The organism is Microvirga subterranea (assembly GCF_003350535.1).
Taxonomy (GTDB): domain Bacteria; phylum Pseudomonadota; class Alphaproteobacteria; order Rhizobiales; family Beijerinckiaceae; genus Microvirga; species Microvirga subterranea.
Genome location: NZ_QQBB01000004.1, coordinates 431,987 through 449,823, shown reverse-complemented (window position 1 = coordinate 449,823; position 17,837 = coordinate 431,987). Strand labels below are relative to the sequence as shown.

The window sequence follows — 17,837 nt, the reverse complement described above, 5'->3', positions numbered from 1 at the left end:
CCCTGATGGCGGCGCCTTCACCATATTCCTGGAGAGACAAGACCCGTGCTGACCATCCTGTTCGACGGTATCGCCTATGGCATGCTGCTGTTCGTGCTGGCCTGCGGCCTTGCCGTCACCCTCGGCCTGATGAACTTCGTCAACCTGGCGCACGGCGCGTTCGCCATGGCGGGCGGCTACGTCACCGCCGTACTCATGAATCGTTTCGGCGTGCCGTTCCTGGCCACCCTGCCGCTCGCGTTCATCATTCCGGCGATTATCGGCCTCGTGCTCGAGCGGACGCTTTACGTGCGGCTCTACGCGCAGAGCCATCTCGATCAGGTGCTGTTCTCCATCGGCCTCGTCTTCATGGCGGTGGCGGCCGTCGACTACGCCATGGGATCGCAGCAGCAGCTCATCCAGCTCCCTTCGTGGCTGCAGGGGCGGGTCGAGGTTCTCGGCATCCAGGTCGGCCTCTACCGCAGCTTCATCATTGCCGTCTGCAGCGTGCTCGTCGTCGCGCTCCAGCTCATCCTGACACAGACCCGCTTCGGCAGCCGCCTGCGCGCGGCGGTGGACGATCCGCGCGTGGCGCGGGGGCTCGGCATCAATGTCAGCGCCATCTTCGCCGTCACCTTTGCGGTGGGGTCCGGGCTCGCGGGGCTTGGCGGCGCGCTCGGCGCCGAGATCCTCGGGCTCGATCCGACGTTCCCGCTGAAGTTCATGATCTACTTCCTGATCGTGGTCACGGTGGGGGGCACCACCAGCATCACCGGCCCCTTCGTGGCCTCTCTCCTCCTCGGCATCGCGGACGTGGCCGGCAAGTACTACCTGCCGGGCGTCGGCGCCTTCATCATCTATACGCTCATGATCCTGGTTCTCGTCTTCCGCCCGCAAGGGCTCTTCGCCCGGGGACGCTGATGATGGCGAATGCATCCCCGTCTTCGCTCACCGTCGAGAAGGCCGCCGCCCTCCTGGGGCGCCGCGCCCGCTGGCGCTGGGCCGAGGTCCTGTTCTGGGTCGTGGCCGCCGCGACCCTGTTCCTGTGGCCTGAGCGCCATCTCATCCTCAACGAGATCGCCATCATCGGTCTGTTCGCCGTCTCCCTTGATCTCATCCTCGGTTATGCGGGCATCGTATCCCTGGGCCATGCCGCCTTCTTCGGGCTGGGCGCCTATGTGGCGGGGCTGTTCGCCAAGCATGTGACGGGCGATCCGCTCGTCGGTCTCGCGGCGGCGGGACTCGTGGCCGGCATCCTGGGCTTCGCCACCAGCTTCCTGGTGCTGCGCGGCGCGGACCTGACCCGGTTGATGGTGACGCTCGGCGTCGCGCTGGTGCTGGGCGAACTCGCCAATCAAATGTCCTGGCTTACGGGCGGCGCGGACGGGTTGCAGGGCATCATGATGGGCCCGGTGCTCGGCCTGTTCGAGTTCGACATCTTCGGCACCGTCGCCTACGCTTACAGCCTCAGCGTGCTCTTCGGGCTCTTCGTTGTGGCGCGAATGATCGTCAACTCGCCCTTCGGCCTCTCCCTGCGCTCGATCCGCGACAATCCCCTGCGCGCCCGTGGCATCGGCATCCCGGTCAACCGCCGCCTCGTGGCGATCTACACGGTTGCGGCGGTCTATGCCGGCATCGCCGGCGGGCTGCTGGCGCAGACGACGCAGTTCGTCTCGCTCGACGTGCTCGCCTTCCACCGCTCGGCCGACGTGATGCTGGTGCTGGTGATCGGCGGCGTGGGCTATCTCTATGGCGGGCTGGTCGGAGCGGTGATCTTCAAGGTCCTGCAGGACGTGCTCTCCGCCATGACGCCGCAGTATTGGCAGTTCTGGATCGGGCTGATCCTGGTCCTGCTCGTGCTGGCCGGGCGCGAGCGCATGACCGACCGCATCCTGGGCCTCTGGAGGCGCCTCACCGGGCGCTCCGCCAAAGCCGTCGACGCCACGCGCGCCTCGACGCCGGTGCCTGAGGTACAGCCATGACGCCGGCCCTGGAGACGAGAGGCCTCGTCAAGCGCTTCGGCGGCTTGACTGCCACCGACGACGTCACGTTCCGACTGGAGCCTGGCGCGAGGCATGCGCTGATCGGTCCGAACGGCGCCGGCAAGACCACGTTCATCAACCTGCTCACCGGCGTGCTGGCGCCGACCTCCGGCCAGATCCTTCTGGAGGGCGAAGACGTCACGCGCCTGCGGCCGGAGCTGCGCGTGCAGCGCGGGCTTGCGCGCACATTCCAGATCAACCAGCTCTTTGCCGCCATGACGCCGCTGGAGACGATCGGCCTCGCCGTCTCCGAGCGCATGGGCGGCGGGCGCGACTGGTGGCGCGTGATCGGCTCGAAGCGGGAGATCCTCGATGAGATCGTCGAGATTGCCGACCGCTTCCGCCTGACCGACGTTCTCGGTGAGCGCACGGCGAACCTGGCCTATGGCAAGCAGCGTCTCCTGGAGATCGCCGTCGCGTTTGCGTGCAAGCCGCGGGTGCTGCTGCTCGACGAGCCGGCGGCCGGCGTGCCGGAGGCGGAAAGGCATGAGCTGCTGGCGACGGTGGCGGCGTTGCCGCGGGAGGTATCGGTGCTCCTGATCGAGCACGACATGGACCTGGTGTTCAGCTTCGCCGAGCGCATCTCGGTGCTGGTGAACGGGGCTCTGTTCACGGAAGGCACGGTCGAGGAGGTCTCCACCGATCCGCGGGTGCGGGCGGTTTACCTTGGGGAGAGCGTCGATGAGTGAGCTGCTGCGCCTTCGGCAGGTCTCGGCCGGCTACGGCGAGGCGGTGGTGATCGCGGGCATCGACCTCAGCCTTCAGGCTGGGGAATCGCTCGCCGTGCTCGGGCGCAACGGCACGGGCAAGACGACGCTGCTGAACACGATCATCGGGGTGACGCGCCATCGTGGGGGTACGATCGCGCTGGCCGGCCAGGACGTGACGAAATTCAGGCCCGAGCGGAGGGCGCTCGCCGGTATCGGCTGGGTGCCGCAGGAGCGCAACATCTTCAAGTCGCTCACCGTGGAAGAAAACCTGACTGCCGTAGCCCGTCCCGGCCCGTGGGACGTCAACCGCGTCTACGCCATGTTCCCGCGCCTGAAGGAGCGGCGGTCGAACCTGGGCAACCAGCTCTCGGGCGGCGAACAGCAGATGCTGGCGGTCGGACGTGCGCTGGTGCTCAATCCGTCCCTGCTGCTGCTGGACGAGCCGACGGAGGGGCTGGCCCCGATCATCATCGAGGAGCTGCTGGCGGCCCTGAAGCGGATCACCCGGGACGAGGGGCTTTCCGCGCTGATCGTGGAGCAGCACGCGCAGAAGATCCTTCAGATGACCGATCGGGCCGTGATCCTGGACCGCGGGACGATCGTTCATGCGGACGCAAGCCGGGCCCTGATCGACAACCCGGCAGCCCTTGAGCAGCATCTCGGCGTCACCGCCAAGAAGAAGCCTGTCCGTGCCGCCTCGCCGGTAGGCGGAAGAGCCGGAGATGCGGCTCAGGCGCCGAGCCGCCCGCTGTAGATTGAAGGCTCGGCGCATGCGACATTGGTGCCGTCAGGACACGCCTCGCAACCGGAACCATTCCGCTGGAGATCTCATTGCTCTGGGCAGGAGAAGGAGGTTCCCATGCCTGACGAGAAAATCGATCGGAAGCGGCCAGTCGATGCGGAGAACGAACCCAAGCCGATCCAGCAGCGCCATGTGGACGACACCGTCGACGACAGCTTTCCGGCGAGCGACCCGCCGGCCTGGACCACCTCCGCGTCGAAGAGTGTAGCCGCCGAATGCGAGCCTGACGACCTGAACGACGTTCCCGTTCCGCCCGGACAGGGTGTTGAGGATGGTGCCGGTCGCACGGTCCAATCCCGTTATCGTCAAGCGTCCGACGTCGCGCAGGAGCTTTACAGGCGCGGCCAGAGCTACATGGAGCAGGGGCGTCAATACCTGCCGGAGGCGGAGCGCTTCTATCGGCACGGCGCTCAGGCCGTCGGACGGCCCGTGCAGGAGCACCCTCTCGTCACCATCCTTGCCGCCGGCGCGCTGGGTTGTGCCGTCGGTTGGCTCCTCGGCCGCCGGACGGCAGACACCGGGACAGCGCGGCAATGGCACGCCGGCTCCAATCAGCGCCCCAGGGAAACGCACACGTGGCGTCCGACGCCCAAAGCGGTCAGGCGCTCCGGACACCGTCCCGTCGATGGCGCGGCCGAGGTGGCGAGCCATACGAACAACAGCTTCTGATCCCGGCGAAAGCGCCCCAGGGCCAGGTAGCTCGACACGATGAGGAGGCAGAGCAATGACATCCGGCCATAGCCAGAGTTCTTCGTCTTTCCGAAAACTGGTGACTGCCTTCTTCGACAGTCGCAGCCACGCCGAAGATGCCATCGAGCGTCTGGTCGATGCGGGCGTGCCCCGGGACAGCATCCGCTTCATGCCGGGCGACGAGCGCGACCCGCCGGACGATCCCGAAGCGGCTAGACGGGGGGAGCCGCAGGGCTTCTGGGGGGCTCTGGGCGACTGGTTCCTCCCGCATGAGGACCGGTACACCTACGCGGAGGGCCTGCGCCGCGGCGGCTATCTCATCTCGGTGAACGCCGCCGACGACCAGTATGAGCGCGTGATCGACATCCTCGACGACGAGGGTACCATCGACATGGACGAACGTGCCGACACCTGGCGCGGGGAGGGCTGGTCGGGCATCACGACCGACGATGTCCTCTCCGGGTCGACCGCGAACCTGACCTCCGGCGATGCCGTCGCGAGCAGTGAGGAAGGTGTAGGACTGCCCGAAACGGGCCGGCGGGATCTCAGTCATGGACGGACGCGGATCCGCTCCTACGTGATGGACGACCGATCGACGAGGAAGTGACGCGCCGCTCCGGCGACCGTCGAACCGCATCCGTGTGCAAAAGCGAAGCTTCCTGGCGGAACGAGCCCGCGGCTTGTTGCAGGGCATGAGCGAGTGTGCGTTCGACCGGTGCAGGTGCGCTCACGCGATTGTGTCTCATCCGGCCCGTTCCGGCAGAAGATCGGTAACTGCATGCAGACCGCGAACCGTCCGTATAAGCGCGCCGAGGTTTGACACTAGAAATGTTCGAAACTACCCTATTTTTCCAAGAAGAAGTTGCTGCATTGCACAACCATAGGGAGGGTTGCCATGAACATGGAACTCTCACGACGCGGCTTCCTCAAAGCCGCCGGCGTGGGTGTCGCCGGGACCACGTTGGGAGCCTTCGGGTTCTCGGAGCTTGAAGCGGCGCAGGCCGCAGCCGTCAGGCCCTTCAAGCTGACGAACACGATGGAGACGCGCAACACCTGTCCATACTGCTCGGTGGCCTGCGGCATCATCATGTATTCGAAGGGAGATCTTCGGAAGGGCGAGACCGCCGAGATCGTCCATATCGAAGGTGATGCGGATCATCCGACGAACCGTGGAACGCTCTGCCCGAAGGGCGCGGCATTGAAGGACTTCGTGAAGGCGGAAACCCGCCTGAAGTACCCGATGATCCGCAAGCCCGGAAGCGACAGGTTCGAGCGCGTTTCCTGGGATCAGGCGCTCGATCGCATCGCCCGCCTGCTGAAGGACGATCGCGATGCGAACTTCATCGCCACGAACCAGGCCGGCGTCCCCGTCAATCGCTGGACCACGGTCGGCTTCCTGGCCGCCTCCGCCACCACCAACGAAACCGCATGGCTGACCTACAAGGTCGTCCGCAGCACGGGAATCGTCGCATTCGATAATCAGGCGCGCGTTTGACACGGCCCCACGGTGTCCAGTCTGGGCCCAACTTTCGGTCGTGGCGCAATGACCAACTCTTGGACGGATATCCGGAACACGGATCTCGTCGTCATCATGGGCGGCAACGCCGCTGAAGCGCACCCGTGCGGATTCAAATGGGTGACGGAGGCGAAGGCCAATCGCGGCGCAAAGCTGATCGTCGTCGATCCGCGCTACACGCGCTCGGCATCGGTCTCCGACTTCTATGCCCCGATCCGGCAGGGCACCGACATCGCGTTCCTGCTCGGCTTGATCAACTACTGCATCCAAAACGACAAGATCCAGTGGGACTACGTGAAGGCCTTCACCAATGCTTCCTATGTGGTGAAGGAGGGCTTCGCCTATAACGACGGCCTGTTCACGGGCTACGACGAGGGCAAGCGCGACTACGACCGCTCGACCTGGGAATACGAGATCGGGCCCGATGGATTCGCGGTCGTCGACGAGTCGCTGCAGAACCCGCGCTGCGTCTGGAACCTGCTCAAGGCCCATGTGGCGACCTATACGCCGGAGATGGTCGAGCGCATCTGCGGCACGCCGAAGGACAAGTTCCTGAAGGTGGCCGAGATGATCTCGGAGTGCTCGTCGCCCACCAAGACCATGACGTCCATGTACGCGCTCGGCTGGACGCAGCATTCCAAGGGCTCGCAGAACATCCGCGCCATGGCGATGCTGCAGCTTCTCCTCGGCAACATCGGCGTGCGCGGCGGCGGCATGAATGCCCTCCGGGGGCATTCGAACATTCAGGGGCTCACCGACATCGGCCTGATGTCGAACCTGATCCCGGGCTACCTGAACATTCCGGTGGAGCGTGAAGCCGACTTCGCGACCTACATGTCGAGCCGCACCTTCAAGCCGCTGCGGCCGAACCAGACCAGCTACTGGCAGAACTACAAGAAGTTCTTCGTCAGCTTCCAGAAGGTCATGTGGGGCGATGCGGCGACGCCGCAGAACGACTTCGCCTATCAGTTCCTGCCGAAGCTCGACGTGCCGGCTTACGACGTGCTGCGCTACTTCGAGATGATGCACCAGGGCAAGGTGAACGGCTATTTCTGCCAGGGCTTCAACCCGCTGCTCGCCTTCCCGAACCGGCAGAAGATCACGGAGTCGCTGTCGAGGCTGAAGTGGCTCGTCACCATGGATCCCCTGGAGACGGAGACGTCTCGGTTCTGGGAGAACCATGGCGAATACAACGACGTGAACCCCGCCTCGATCCAGACGGAGGTCATTCAGCTTCCGGCGACCTGCTTTGCGGAGGATGAGGGCGCGCTCGTCAATTCCGGCCGCTGGCTTCAGTGGCACTGGGCGGGCGGCAGCCCTCCCGGCGAGGCGAAGCACGACACCTGGATTATGGCGCAGATCCATCGCCGGCTGCGTGCGCTCTACGAGAAGGAGGGCGGGGCCTTCCCGGACCCGATCCTCAACCTCACCTGGAACTACCGGGATCCGGACGAGCCCTCGCCCGAGGAACTCGCGAAGGAGATGAACGGCTATGCGGTCGAGACGCTCTACGATCCGGCCGATCCGACGAAGGTGGTGACGGAGAAGGGCAAGCAGGTCGTGAACTTCTCCGTCCTGCGCGACGACGGCACGACCGCCTGCGCCTGCTGGATCTATTCCGGCTGCTTCAACGAAGCCGGAAACAACATGGCGCGCCGGGACAACACGGACCCGGACGATACGGGCGCCTATCCCAACTGGTCGTTCTCCTGGCCGCTCAACCGGCGCATTCTCTACAACCGCGCCTCCGCGGACCTGCAGGGCAACCCATGGGATCCGAGCCGCAAGCTCATCGCCTGGGACGGGACGAAGTGGTCGGGCTACGATGTTCCGGACATCGCGCCCAATGCGAAGCCCGACATGGTGGGTCCGTTCATCATGAACCAGGAGGGCGTGTCGCGCCTCTTCGCCCGAGGACTCATGCGGGAAGGGCCGTTCCCGGTGCATTACGAGCCCTTCGAGGCTCCGATCGCCAACGTGGTTGCGCCGAAGATCAGGGGCAATCCGGTGGCCCGGATCTTCCAGAGCGACGTGGCCCAGTTCGCGACGTCGGAAGAGTTCCCCTATGCGGCGACCTCCTACCGGCTCACGGAGCACTTCCACTACTGGACGAAGCACAACCGGGTGAATGCTTCGCTCCAGCCGGAGTTCTTCGTCGAAATCTCGGAGCAACTCGCGGCCGAGAAGGGCATCGCGCACGGGTCCTGGGTGCGGGTGTGGTCGAAGCGCGGCCAGGTGAAGGCGAAGGCGGTCGTGACGAAGCGCATCAAGCCGCTCATCTGCGACGGCAAGCCCGTGCACGTGGTCGGTATCCCTCTGCACTGGGGCTTCATGGGCCGCGCACGGAAGGGCTGGGGGCCGAACTCCCTCACGCCTTTCGTGGGCGACGCCAACATCGAGACGCCTGAGTACAAGGCGTTCCTGGTCAACATCGAGCCCACCACGGCTCCGGCGACGGTCTGAGGAGAATTGGCATGGAACCCAGTCCCCATACCGCAACCAGCAATCCGCCGGTCTCCGCGGCCACTTCGAACCTGACGGAGCGGGATCTCGTCCGTCGCTCCGCCTCCACCGTTCCGCCGCCGGCTCGCCAACTGGAGCCGGTGGCGAAGCTCATCGACGTGTCGAAATGCATTGGCTGCAAGGCCTGCCAATCGGCCTGCGTCGAGTGGAACGACACCAATCCGGCGGTCGAGACCAACACGGGCATCTACGAGAACCCGCACGATTTGACCCCCGACATGTTCACCCTGATGCGGTTCACCGAATGGGACAATCCGCAGACGGGCAATCTCGAGTGGCTGATCCGCAAGGACGGCTGCATGCACTGCGAGGACCCGGGCTGCCTGAAGGCCTGTCCGGCGCCCGGAGCCATCGTGCAGTATTCCAACGGCATCGTGGATTTCATCCACGAGAACTGCATCGGCTGCGGCTACTGCATCAAGGGCTGCCCGTTCAACATCCCGCGCATCTCGAAGGTCGATCACACGGCCTACAAGTGCACCCTCTGCTCCGACCGTGTCGCCGTGGGACAGGGCCCGGCTTGCGCGAAGGCCTGCCCGACCCATGCGATCAGCTTCGGCACCAAGGAGGACATGAAGAAGCTGGCCAGCAGCCGGATCGAAGATCTCAAATCCCGCGGCTACGAGAATGCCGGCCTCTACGACCCGCCGGGCGTGGGTGGCACGCACGTGATGTACGTCCTCCACCACAACGACCAGCCGGAGATCTATTCGGGCCTGCCGAAGGACCCGAAGGTCAGCCCCGTCGTGAATGCCTGGAAGGGAATGACGAAGTATATCGGCTTCGCGGCTATGGGGCTCGCGGCGGCGGCCGGCGTGCTCCACTCCGCGCTGACCGGCCCCAATCGCGTCACGCGGGAGGATGAGGAGAAGGCCGAAGATCTCGTGAAGGAGAAAGCCTGATGGCAACCACGAGCATCGAAAAGGAGGACGCGATCCATCCCGGAAAGCCGGTCGTCGTCGACCGATATAACCTGGGGGCGCGGGTCAACCACTGGATCACGGCGATCTCGCTCATCCTTTTGGCCTTATCGGGTCTCGCGTTCTTCCATCCGTCCCTGTTCTTCCTCACCGGGCTGTTCGGCGGCGGGCAGGAGGCGCGTGCGTTTCATCCTTGGATCGGGGTTCTTCTCTTCTTCAGCTTCGCGGGCCTCTTCATCCGCTTCTGGCGGGCCAACCTGCCGGAGAGGTCGGACAGGGAATGGCTCGCCCATGCTAATGACGTCATCGCCGGGAACGAGGAGAAGCTGCCCGAGGCCGGGCGCTACAACCCGATCCAGAAGTTCAACTTCTGGGCCATGTCGCTCCTGATCATCGCCCTGATCGTGACCGGCCTCGCGATCTGGGATCAGTATTTCTACGAGTGGACCACCATTCCGCAGAAGCGCGTCGCGGTTCTCCTGCATTCCTTGGCTGCCGTCGCGCTCATCTGCATCTGGATCGTCCATGTCTATGCGGTGATCTGGGCGCGGGGCACGCTCCGGGCTATGACGCGCGGCTCCGTCACGGGAGGCTGGGCTTGGCGACATCATCGTCGCTGGTTGAAGGAGCTGGCGGAACGCCATAGGTTCAAGGGACCGGCTGCGCCCGCGGAGTAGGGCGCTCTATGACACGTGACCCGTGCGGTTCGTGAGGTTGCATGACACATCCAAGTTCCGCCGAGCCCAATCCCGCCTCCGTAGGCCGTGTTCCGGCTCCGCCATTCGTCCGTCTGCCCGATCCGAGGAAGCTGTTCGAGGCGCGCCGGGAGCGTCTCGAGTTCCTGGCGCAGACGAGCGAGCTTGCTCCCTATCTGTGGTTCATCGCCGGCATCGCGGCGGCCCAGGGCCACATCCAGGATGGCCTGCCGGAGCCCGAGCTTCCGCCCGCGGATGCGCTCGACCGCGCGCGCGAGTTCGGCATGCCTCCGCTCGACCGCAACAGGATAGAGCTGGACGATGTCCTGAGCGAAACGCTCAGCCGCCTGTTCGATGAGGTTGCGGCTCTTGCCAAACCGGCCGAGGCGCAGGCTGCCCTTGAGTGGATCAGGACCGCCACTCCCGAGCAGATGCGCCCCATCGTCCAGGGCGTCCTCACCGATGCGATCCCCGCCGATGCCATCGCCGAGCACGTCTATGTAGCGGCGGGGTTGCAGGTTCATTTCGCACGCCTCGCAGCGAAGCTCGATGCGAGCAGGCTCGTCAGGATCAGCGACGGCGCCTGTCCCTGCTGCGGCGGACCGCCGACCGCCTCCCTCGTCGTCGGTTGGATGGGGGCTGAAGGCACGCGCTATTGCTCCTGCTCCCTGTGCGGGACGCTCTGGAACGTGGTGCGCGTGAAATGCGTCCTGTGCGGCTCCGGAAAGGGGATCGGCTACCAGGAGATCGACGGCGGTCCCGGAACCATCAAGGCCGAGTGCTGCGACAGCTGCCGGGGCTACGTCAAGATCCTCCATCAGCAGAAGGATCCGGCCCTCGACCCGGTCGCGGACGACATCGCCAGCCTCGGGCTCGATCTTCTCCTTCAGGACGGAGAGTACCGCCGGGGCAGCTTCAATCCCTTCCTGCTCGGTGTGTGAGCATGGCCGAAGCAGCCCTGCCGGCCCTGCGCCATCTTCCCTCCGTCGATCGACTGCTGCGCCATCCGGACATGGCGGCGGTCGTGGAGACCTACGGCCGTGCCGAAGCCACGCAGGCCGTTCGCGAGACGCTTGCGGTCCTGCGCCAGGACCTGCGGTCCGGGGCTAGTCCCGACGAGACGATGATCGTCGCGTCGGTCCTGTCGCGTCTTGCCGCTCGCGCGGGCGCACGGCTGAAGCCGCTCTTCAACCTCACCGGCACGGTGCTGCACACCAATCTCGGCCGCGCCATCCTGGCCGAGGAGGCCATCGAGGCCGCGACGGCCGCCATGCGTCACGCCGTGTCCCTCGAGTTCGACCTCGAGAACGGCAAGAGAGGCGAGCGCGACGATCACGTGCGCGCCCTCGTCTGCGAGCTGACGGGGGCGGAGGACGCGACCCTCGTCAACAACAATGCGGCTGCGGTGCTCCTCGTCCTGAACACCCTTTCCCAGGGCCGGGAATCCATCGTCTCCCGGGGAGAGCTCATCGAGATCGGCGGCGCGTTCCGCATGCCGGAGATCATGGCGAGGGCAGGGGCGCGCCTGCACGAAGTCGGCACGACGAACCGCACCCACGTGCGCGATTACGTGAATGCGATCGGCCCAGAGACCGGGCTAATCCTCAAGGTGCACACCTCGAATTACCGCATCGAAGGCTTCACGGCCGAGGTCGAGCCCCGCGATCTGGCGAAGATCGCGCATCAGCACAATGTGCCGCTGGTCAATGACCTCGGCTCGGGAACGCTCATCGATCTCTCGCGGCTGGGCCTCAGAAAGGAGCCCACCGTCCGCGAGGCCGTGGAGGAGGGCGCGGACCTCGTCACGTTCTCCGGCGACAAGCTCCTCGGCGGGCCGCAGGCGGGGTTCATCGTCGGCCGGAAGGATCTCATCGCCGCGATCAACCGCAACCCGATGAAGCGCGCCTTGCGGGTGGACAAGGTACGGCTCGCTGCGTGCGAGGCGACCTTGAAGCTCTATCGCGATCCCGACAGGCTCGCACGGAGGCTCCCCACCATGCGCTTCCTGGCGCGGCCTCTGGAGGAAATTCATAAGCAGGCCGCTCGTCTCGTCCCGGTTCTGGACGACATCACGGGACCCGACGTTTCCGTGGAATGCGTCTCATGCCAGAGCCAGATCGGTTCGGGGGCGCTCCCGCTCGACACGATCCCGAGCTTTGGGCTCTCGCTCAGTCCGAAAAGAGGGGGGCGCGCGGTCGAGGAGCTCGGGGCTGCGTTCCGCAGCCTGCCGTGGCCCGTGATCGGCCGCGTGGCGGAAGGCGCCTTCGTGCTCGATCTCAGATGCCTGGAAGACGAGGCCGTGTTCCGGCAGAACCTTGCGTCGCTCCGGCTTAGGGCCGCTCCATGATCGTCGGCACCGCCGGGCACATCGATCACGGCAAGACGGCGCTCGTCAGGGCGCTGACAGGAATCGACGCGGACCGCCTCAAGGAGGAGAAGGCGCGGGGCATCACCATCGATCTGGGCTTCGCCTATTGGCCGCAGGAGAATGGCGAGGTGATCGGCTTCGTGGACGTGCCGGGCCACGAGCGCTTCGTCCACACCATGGTCGCCGGCGCAAGTGGCGTCGATTTCGTCATGCTCGTCGTTGCGGCCGACGATGCGGTGAAGCCGCAGACCCTCGAGCATCTGGCGATCATCGACATCCTCGGAATCCACCGAGGCGTCGTCGTGCTCAGCAAGGCCGATCTTGCGGACGACGAGCGCCGTGCCGCGGCATCGGCGCAGATCCGGAATGCTCTGGCCGACACGGCCTTGTCGGAGTGCCCTATCATTCCCGTCTCCTCCGTCACGGGGGAGGGGATCGAGGTCCTGAAACAGCACCTGCGGAGTGCAGCTGCGGCCCGGCGGCAGCGGAACGCCGCCGGCCTCTTCCGGCTTTCGGTCGACCGCAGCTTCGTTCTGGCCGGGGCCGGGACCGTGGTGACGGGGACCGTTCTGTCCGGCTCCGTCGCGGCCGGCGACCAGGTCGTCGTCAGCCCCTCCGGGCGCATGGCGAGAGTGCGCTCCATCCACGCCCAGAACCGCGCCGCGGAGCGCGGCGTCTCAGGGCAGCGCTGCGCCCTCAATCTGGCCGGCGAGGGCATCTCGAAGGACGCCGTCGTCCGAGGCGACATGGTGCTCGCCCCCGAGCTTCACGCCCCGACAGACCGGATCGACGCGAGCTTGCGCATACTGGCGAGCGAACGGAAGGCCGTGGGGCAGTGGTTTCCCGTGCGGCTGCATCATGCGGCCGCGGAGGTCGGGGCACGGATCGTTCTGCTCGACGACGATCCCATCCGGCCCGGCGAGCGAAAAGTAGTGCAACTCGTCCTCGATCGACCCATCGCCGCCGCGGCCCACGATCGCTTCGTCCTGCGGGATACCTCGGCCCAGCGCACCATCGGAGGCGGGTTCTTCATCGATCTGCGCGCGCCGTCACGCCACAGGCGCGGAGATGAGCGCCGCGCGCAGATCTCGGCCCTGGCACAGGCCGATCCGGCGGACGCCATGGCGTGTCTTGCGGCGGCGCCACCGTATGTCTTCGATCTCGCGGCATTCGCCCGGGACAGGGCTATGCCACTTGCCGCCGCGATGGGCATCGCCGACAGGCTGCGGCTCGTACGCCTCCCGGCAGGCCGGACCCTTCCCACATTGGCGGAAGAGCGTTGGCAGGCTTTCGAGGCAGACCTGACCGAAATCCTCGATGCGTTCCATGAGGAGAACCCCGATCTGCAGGGCATGGGCTTCGATCGCCTGCGTCTGCAATGCGGGCCGCGCCTGCCCGCGCCGGCTTTTCGGACCGCGCTGCAGGCTCTCGTCGATGCGGGACGCGTCAAGGTCGACGGATCATGGGTGCGGCTCCCGGGGCACGAGGTGCGGCTCGACGCACAGGAGGAGCATCTATGGGAGACGGTCCGTCCGCTTCTGGGAGGCGATGAGCGTTTCCGTCCTCCGCGCGTCCGCGACATCGCAGGCCTCGTCGGCGCACCCGAGGACGAGATCCGCGGCCTCTGCAAGCTGCTCAGCCGAATCGGGCAGCTCGACGAGGTTGCCCACGACCACTTTTTCCTGCGCGATACCGTCGCCGAGATGGTCGGGATCATTCAGGACCTGAGCCGGCACACACCCGACGGGCAGTTCACGGCCGCACAGTTTCGCGACCGGGTGCTGAACGGGCGCAAGGTTGCGATCCAGATCCTCGAGTTCTTCGATCGCCATGGGGTTACCTTGCGCCGCGGCGATTTACGTCGCATCAATCCGCATCGGCTGGATCTCTTCCGCGAGGCCCGGCAGCCTGAAATGGATCATGGAGGAGAAGCGTCCCCGGTGGGGCGTCCGGACTTCAAATCCGGGTGGGGCCGCGAGCCGGTCCTAGGTGGGTTCGACTCCCACTCTCTTCCGCCATTCCTGCCGACAGGCCTGGCACAACGGCGCAGCTAAGACCGTCGACTTGGGCCACCGTCAGCGCGGCGTCGTGCAGCCGCGGGACGAATTCGCCGGAGCGGCTGCAGCACCCTTCATCGGGTCGAGACCGGATGCCGTGGCTGGATGATCCGACGGCGATTCCGGCGTCGGCCCTTTCGGAGCGGTGCCGATGTAGGAGCCGCCAAGTCCCCCGGTCCAACCGGATGATCCTGCGGTTCCCGGCGAGGTGCCGGAGGCCTGGCTGTTCGGGTCGGGCGCCGTGGCGGCCGTGGTCGCGGGCTCCTCCGGGCAAGGGCTCTGTGCTGCCGATTGTGCCCAGCAGGGCGTCGACAGGCCGATGGCTGCGACGACAAGGATCATGGCGGCACGCATGGTGTCCGGCTCCTTCAAGCTAAGCTCTCGGAGCAACGTTGCGGAGTGCAGCAGGTTCCGACGACCGTCAGATCACCCTGATCTGGGGAGGTCCCACCTCCGCATATCCCACGATCCGGGCGGACGGGTATCCTGCCTCGGCGATGCGCCCGGCAACCTGTTCAACCCGATCCGGCGCACAGGCGACGAGGAGCCCGCCCGAGGTCTGGGGATCCGTCAGAAGATGTCTCTGCCACAGCTCGGTTCCCTCTGGCAGCACGACGCTGCTCCCGTAACTGTCCCAGTTCCGAATGGAGGCGCCCGTCACATAGCCTTGCCGGGCGAGCGACACAGCTTCCCGGAACAGGGGCAGGCGAGCCTGATCGATGGCCACGGTCAACCCAGACCCGCGCGCCATTTCGAGGCCGTGGCCGAGAATGCCGAAGCCGGTCACGTCCGTGATGGCATGGACGTCCGGATCCTGCGCCAGCTCGGCGCCAATTTTGTTCAGGAGCGTGACCGAGCCCATCATCTCTGCATAGGCGTCGGCCGTGAGCGAATCCTTCTTGAAGGCGGCCGAGTAGATGCCGACGCCCAGGGCCTTGGTCAGGATCAGCGCATCTCCGGGCTTCGCTCCGCTGTTGCGCCGAACCTCGGCGGGCTTCGCGATTCCGGTCACCGCAAGGCCATAGACCGGCTCGGGACAGTCTATGGAGTGGCCGCCCGCCACCGGAATGCCGGCCTCGGCGCAGATCGATGCGCCGCCCCTGAGGATCTCGCGAACCGTCGCAGGCGCGATCTTGCCCAGCGGCATGCCGAGGATCGCGAGCGCCATGATCGGGCGGCCGCCCATGGCGTAGACATCCGAGATGGCATTGGCGGCGGCAATGCGCCCGAAATCGAACGGATCGTCCACCATGGGCATGAAGAAGTCCGTGGTAGCGATGATGCACGTCTCATCGTCCAGCTGCCAGACCGCGGCATCATCCGCAGTTTCGTTGCCGACGAGGAGCTGCCGGAAAGGCTCGGCGGCCGGCTGCTCGGACAGGAGTTGCTGAAGGACGGCCGGCGCCAGCTTGCAGCCGCAGCCGCCGCCATGGGACAGATGACTGAGCCGAACGGGTTGCATGTCCATGTGAAGCCTCCGGTCCTGCATTCATGGTTTCAGAGCCGGGCAGAGATTGCAACCGATGGTCATCCAATCGGTGCCTGGCCTGCTTCGATCACCAGCGCAATGATCGGGCAGTCCGGCGCTTGAAACGTTTCGAGCATATGAGGTTGGCCTACAAGGACCTGCCGATGCCACCTAAGAGGTTCAGGCGAACGTCCCAAGGGTGAATTGCTGTGCGGTTTCTTACAGACTGCCGTTCTACCTTACGGGAAGATGGCTTATTCAAAGATGTTTCGTAGGCAAGGTGCCTCGCGCAGTTCCGGTTCGGATCTCTCGAGCAAGAACATGTTCTATCATCGTCGTGAACGCCTGCTGAAACATCTGATGCTGGCGCATAAGTCGCTAATGTTTGATTCCGGCAAAGAATATCGATAATTTTTACTGATTTAGAAGTAATTATATACTTTTTACCCATTCTGCTTATTATAATTTGATGTAATTCGTGTTATCATGATGCTCTATCGTAGTGATTGTTGAGCGTGCGCAGCCTTCGTATCCAAAGTGCCTGAGCTTTTGCATCTTCCGGGAGGCATCAATGGCCCAGCCTACCATCAGCGCCGATAGCGAAACTCTCTTTGCAAATACACCTTCGGATACCGTGACCACGAACGTCCATTACGAGTCGCCTTGGTCTATCTCAGTGTGGAGGCGCTTCGTGGGAAAGGGTTGGATCAAAGAGGATCTGATCAGCGGCGCAGCAAGCGCAGCAGAGGCAGCCGAGCGCGAAAAGAAAGGAACGCTGACGACTCCCCCGCTGACACCGGGTCAGGTCATCGAGTATGCGATCTTTCCTCAAGGCGTGGATCCCAATGGCCTTCCACCTGACACCAAGCGCTTCGATGACACTGTAACCATTTTCGCGCTTCTGAAGGACTCTAACGTTGACCTGATTGCTTCACATCCAGATGCCGGTTCTCAGACTGGTGGCACTTTCCGCTTCCGGTTGGTCGCAACAACTGGGCCGACCTTCTGCGTTATGCAGGTTGGTCAGACGGAGCCGGCCAAATTCCAGAACTCGCAGTACTTCATAATGGATGACGCAGAGCGTGTCTTAAGTTCCGGGCCGGGTAATCTTCATTCCCTGGAGGCTGAACCCCTCGTCCCGGGAACCACATATTTTGAGCTCACCCGGTTAAGCGACACAAAAGGGAATTGGCAGTTCATCAACGAGAAATTTGATACGAAGCTACGCAAAGTCAAACTAGAGTTCAGAAAGTTCGTCGTCCACGATGATGGCGACTTCGATACCCTCTCCATACAGAATGATGGTGAGGCAAAGATCTGGTTTCAGATATACCAGGACAAGAAGAAGATATGGGAAGAGACTTGGGGTGAGGGTGACATTTCGGACGAGCAGAACGAAAATGAAGTATTTGTAAATCTCGCGAAAGACATTGATCCCGAGCGGTTTGATGGTAACGATCGCCGGATTGGCATTGGAGTTGAAGGCAAGGAATACGATTGCGACGCAATTTTCTTCTGTTCCACGGAAAATTCCGGCATTCAGCCGAAGTACCCGAGTAAGGATCGGATTGCTTGGATTGATTTTCCGACAGGGCGTGGGAAGGAGGTAGTAAATCCTCCTGCTGCAGACACGAACCTAACAGCTCAAGCCAGACCAAATCCAGACGATGGCTCTCTCCACTTCACGGTCCATATAAGGGAAGTTGTTGAATACGTATAACTGCTCTCGACCAGAGTGCAGCATCACGGGTGACGCGAATACTTACGTCCACCTTGTGATGCCCTAGAGAGGCCTCATGTCACTTTGAGGCCTCTCAACGACGAGCCGCTTGCCAGCGTCTGAGCGGCCTCCATCACATCCCTCGGCATAGTCCAGTCCTTATCCCTGAGAGCCTATCACTTGTGGCTGCCGGGGCATGCTGTGGTACCAGACGGTGATTGCTGCCGTCTCTGTAGGTTGTGTAGACCTACAAGGCTTCCTGTAGGGTCCTGGCGATAGTCGCGATGGTGCCGTCTGTGAGGCGCATTCCATGTTGTGTGAACCGTGCGCTCCCGGCTCCTCGTGAG

14 protein-coding genes, 1 tRNA gene and 1 pseudogene are annotated in these 17,837 nt (G+C 64.3%); 14 read left to right on the top strand and 2 right to left on the bottom strand.

Going from position 1 to position 17,837, the window contains the following annotated elements; translation table 11 throughout:
• Positions 1–45 precede the first annotated feature (45 nt).
• The 13 genes and pseudogenes from DES45_RS12940 to DES45_RS25155 all read left to right on the top strand — a co-directional run bounded on the left by DES45_RS12940 (position 46) and on the right by DES45_RS25155 (position 14,263).
• Positions 46–900: a branched-chain amino acid ABC transporter permease gene (locus tag DES45_RS12940; protein ID WP_114770405.1), complete on the top strand. Its 855-nt coding sequence runs from the start codon at positions 46–48 to the stop codon at positions 898–900.
• Entirely contained in the window at positions 900–1,961 is a 1,062-nt protein-coding gene (locus tag DES45_RS12935) for a branched-chain amino acid ABC transporter permease (RefSeq protein ID WP_425374281.1), read from the top strand. Before DES45_RS12940 ends, DES45_RS12935 begins: the two co-directional genes overlap by 1 nt.
• Positions 1,958–2,710, top strand: coding sequence for an ABC transporter ATP-binding protein (locus DES45_RS12930; RefSeq protein ID WP_114770404.1), 753 nt, complete (start codon positions 1,958–1,960; stop codon positions 2,708–2,710). Before DES45_RS12935 ends, DES45_RS12930 begins: the two co-directional genes overlap by 4 nt.
• On the top strand, positions 2,703–3,485 hold the full coding sequence (locus DES45_RS12925; RefSeq protein ID WP_114770403.1) for an ABC transporter ATP-binding protein: 783 nt from the start codon (positions 2,703–2,705) through the stop codon (positions 3,483–3,485). Before DES45_RS12930 ends, DES45_RS12925 begins: the two co-directional genes overlap by 8 nt.
• A gap of 105 nt (positions 3,486–3,590) precedes the next feature.
• Positions 3,591–4,202: a hypothetical protein gene (locus tag DES45_RS12920; RefSeq protein WP_114770402.1), complete on the top strand. Its 612-nt coding sequence runs from the start codon at positions 3,591–3,593 to the stop codon at positions 4,200–4,202.
• A gap of 100 nt (positions 4,203–4,302) precedes the next feature.
• Positions 4,303–4,830 carry a hypothetical protein gene (locus DES45_RS12915; protein WP_114770401.1) on the top strand — a complete coding sequence of 176 codons (528 nt, stop codon included), beginning with the start codon at positions 4,303–4,305 and terminating at the stop codon, positions 4,828–4,830.
• 288 nt (positions 4,831–5,118) lie between these two features.
• Positions 5,119–8,202 carry a formate dehydrogenase-N subunit alpha gene (fdnG, locus tag DES45_RS12910; RefSeq protein ID WP_170151482.1) on the top strand — a complete coding sequence of 1,028 codons (3,084 nt, stop codon included), beginning with the start codon at positions 5,119–5,121 and terminating at the stop codon, positions 8,200–8,202.
• Between the two features lie 11 nt (positions 8,203–8,213).
• Complete coding sequence (gene fdxH / locus DES45_RS12905) at positions 8,214–9,164, top strand: formate dehydrogenase subunit beta (RefSeq protein WP_114770400.1); 951 nt, start codon at positions 8,214–8,216, stop codon at positions 9,162–9,164.
• Positions 9,164–9,859, top strand: coding sequence for a formate dehydrogenase subunit gamma (locus DES45_RS12900; protein WP_114770399.1), 696 nt, complete (start codon positions 9,164–9,166; stop codon positions 9,857–9,859). Before fdxH ends, DES45_RS12900 begins: the two co-directional genes overlap by 1 nt.
• Before the next feature lie 41 nt (positions 9,860–9,900).
• Positions 9,901–10,818, top strand: a complete 918-nt coding sequence (gene fdhE / locus DES45_RS12895) for a formate dehydrogenase accessory protein FdhE (protein WP_114770398.1) — start codon at positions 9,901–9,903, stop codon at positions 10,816–10,818.
• A gap of 2 nt (positions 10,819–10,820) precedes the next feature.
• Positions 10,821–12,224: an L-seryl-tRNA(Sec) selenium transferase gene (selA, locus tag DES45_RS12890; protein WP_114770397.1), complete on the top strand. Its 1,404-nt coding sequence runs from the start codon at positions 10,821–10,823 to the stop codon at positions 12,222–12,224.
• Positions 12,221–14,053: pseudogene (gene selB / locus DES45_RS12885) on the top strand (selenocysteine-specific translation elongation factor); the annotation flags it as partial. The gene selA and the pseudogene selB, both read left to right, overlap by 4 nt.
• 114 nt (positions 14,054–14,167) lie before the next feature.
• Positions 14,168–14,263, top strand: a tRNA-Sec gene (locus DES45_RS25155).
• 57 nt (positions 14,264–14,320) lie between these two features.
• On the opposite strand, the gene DES45_RS12880 is transcribed toward DES45_RS25155, so the two are convergent.
• Both DES45_RS12880 and selD read right to left on the bottom strand, forming a co-directional pair.
• Positions 14,321–14,656, bottom strand: coding sequence for a hypothetical protein (locus DES45_RS12880; protein ID WP_147282398.1), 336 nt, complete (start codon positions 14,654–14,656; stop codon positions 14,321–14,323).
• Positions 14,657–14,723: 67 nt separating this feature from the next.
• Positions 14,724–15,770, bottom strand: a complete 1,047-nt coding sequence (gene selD, locus DES45_RS12875) for a selenide, water dikinase SelD (protein ID WP_114770394.1) — start codon at positions 15,768–15,770, stop codon at positions 14,724–14,726.
• A gap of 571 nt (positions 15,771–16,341) precedes the next feature.
• Here selD and DES45_RS12870 point away from each other — a divergent pair.
• On the top strand, positions 16,342–17,490 hold the full coding sequence (locus DES45_RS12870; protein WP_114770393.1) for a hypothetical protein: 1,149 nt from the start codon (positions 16,342–16,344) through the stop codon (positions 17,488–17,490).
• Positions 17,491–17,837 lie beyond the last annotated feature (347 nt).

Coding starts and splice junctions, on each gene's coding strand:
- DES45_RS12935 (WP_425374281.1), top strand. CDS start 900: ATGATGGCGAATGCATCCCCGTCTTCGCTCACCGTCGAGAAGGCCGCC.
- DES45_RS12930 (WP_114770404.1), top strand. CDS start 1,958: ATGACGCCGGCCCTGGAGACGAGAGGCCTCGTCAAGCGCTTCGGCGGC.
- DES45_RS12925 (WP_114770403.1), top strand. CDS start 2,703: ATGAGTGAGCTGCTGCGCCTTCGGCAGGTCTCGGCCGGCTACGGCGAG.
- DES45_RS12920 (WP_114770402.1), top strand. CDS start 3,591: ATGCCTGACGAGAAAATCGATCGGAAGCGGCCAGTCGATGCGGAGAAC.
- fdxH (WP_114770400.1), top strand. CDS start 8,214: ATGGAACCCAGTCCCCATACCGCAACCAGCAATCCGCCGGTCTCCGCG.
- DES45_RS12900 (WP_114770399.1), top strand. CDS start 9,164: ATGGCAACCACGAGCATCGAAAAGGAGGACGCGATCCATCCCGGAAAG.
- fdhE (WP_114770398.1), top strand. CDS start 9,901: ATGACACATCCAAGTTCCGCCGAGCCCAATCCCGCCTCCGTAGGCCGT.
- selA (WP_114770397.1), top strand. CDS start 10,821: ATGGCCGAAGCAGCCCTGCCGGCCCTGCGCCATCTTCCCTCCGTCGAT.
- DES45_RS12880 (WP_147282398.1), bottom strand. CDS start 14,656: ATGCGTGCCGCCATGATCCTTGTCGTCGCAGCCATCGGCCTGTCGACG.
- selD (WP_114770394.1), bottom strand. CDS start 15,770: ATGGACATGCAACCCGTTCGGCTCAGTCATCTGTCCCATGGCGGCGGC.
- DES45_RS12870 (WP_114770393.1), top strand. CDS start 16,342: ATGGCCCAGCCTACCATCAGCGCCGATAGCGAAACTCTCTTTGCAAAT.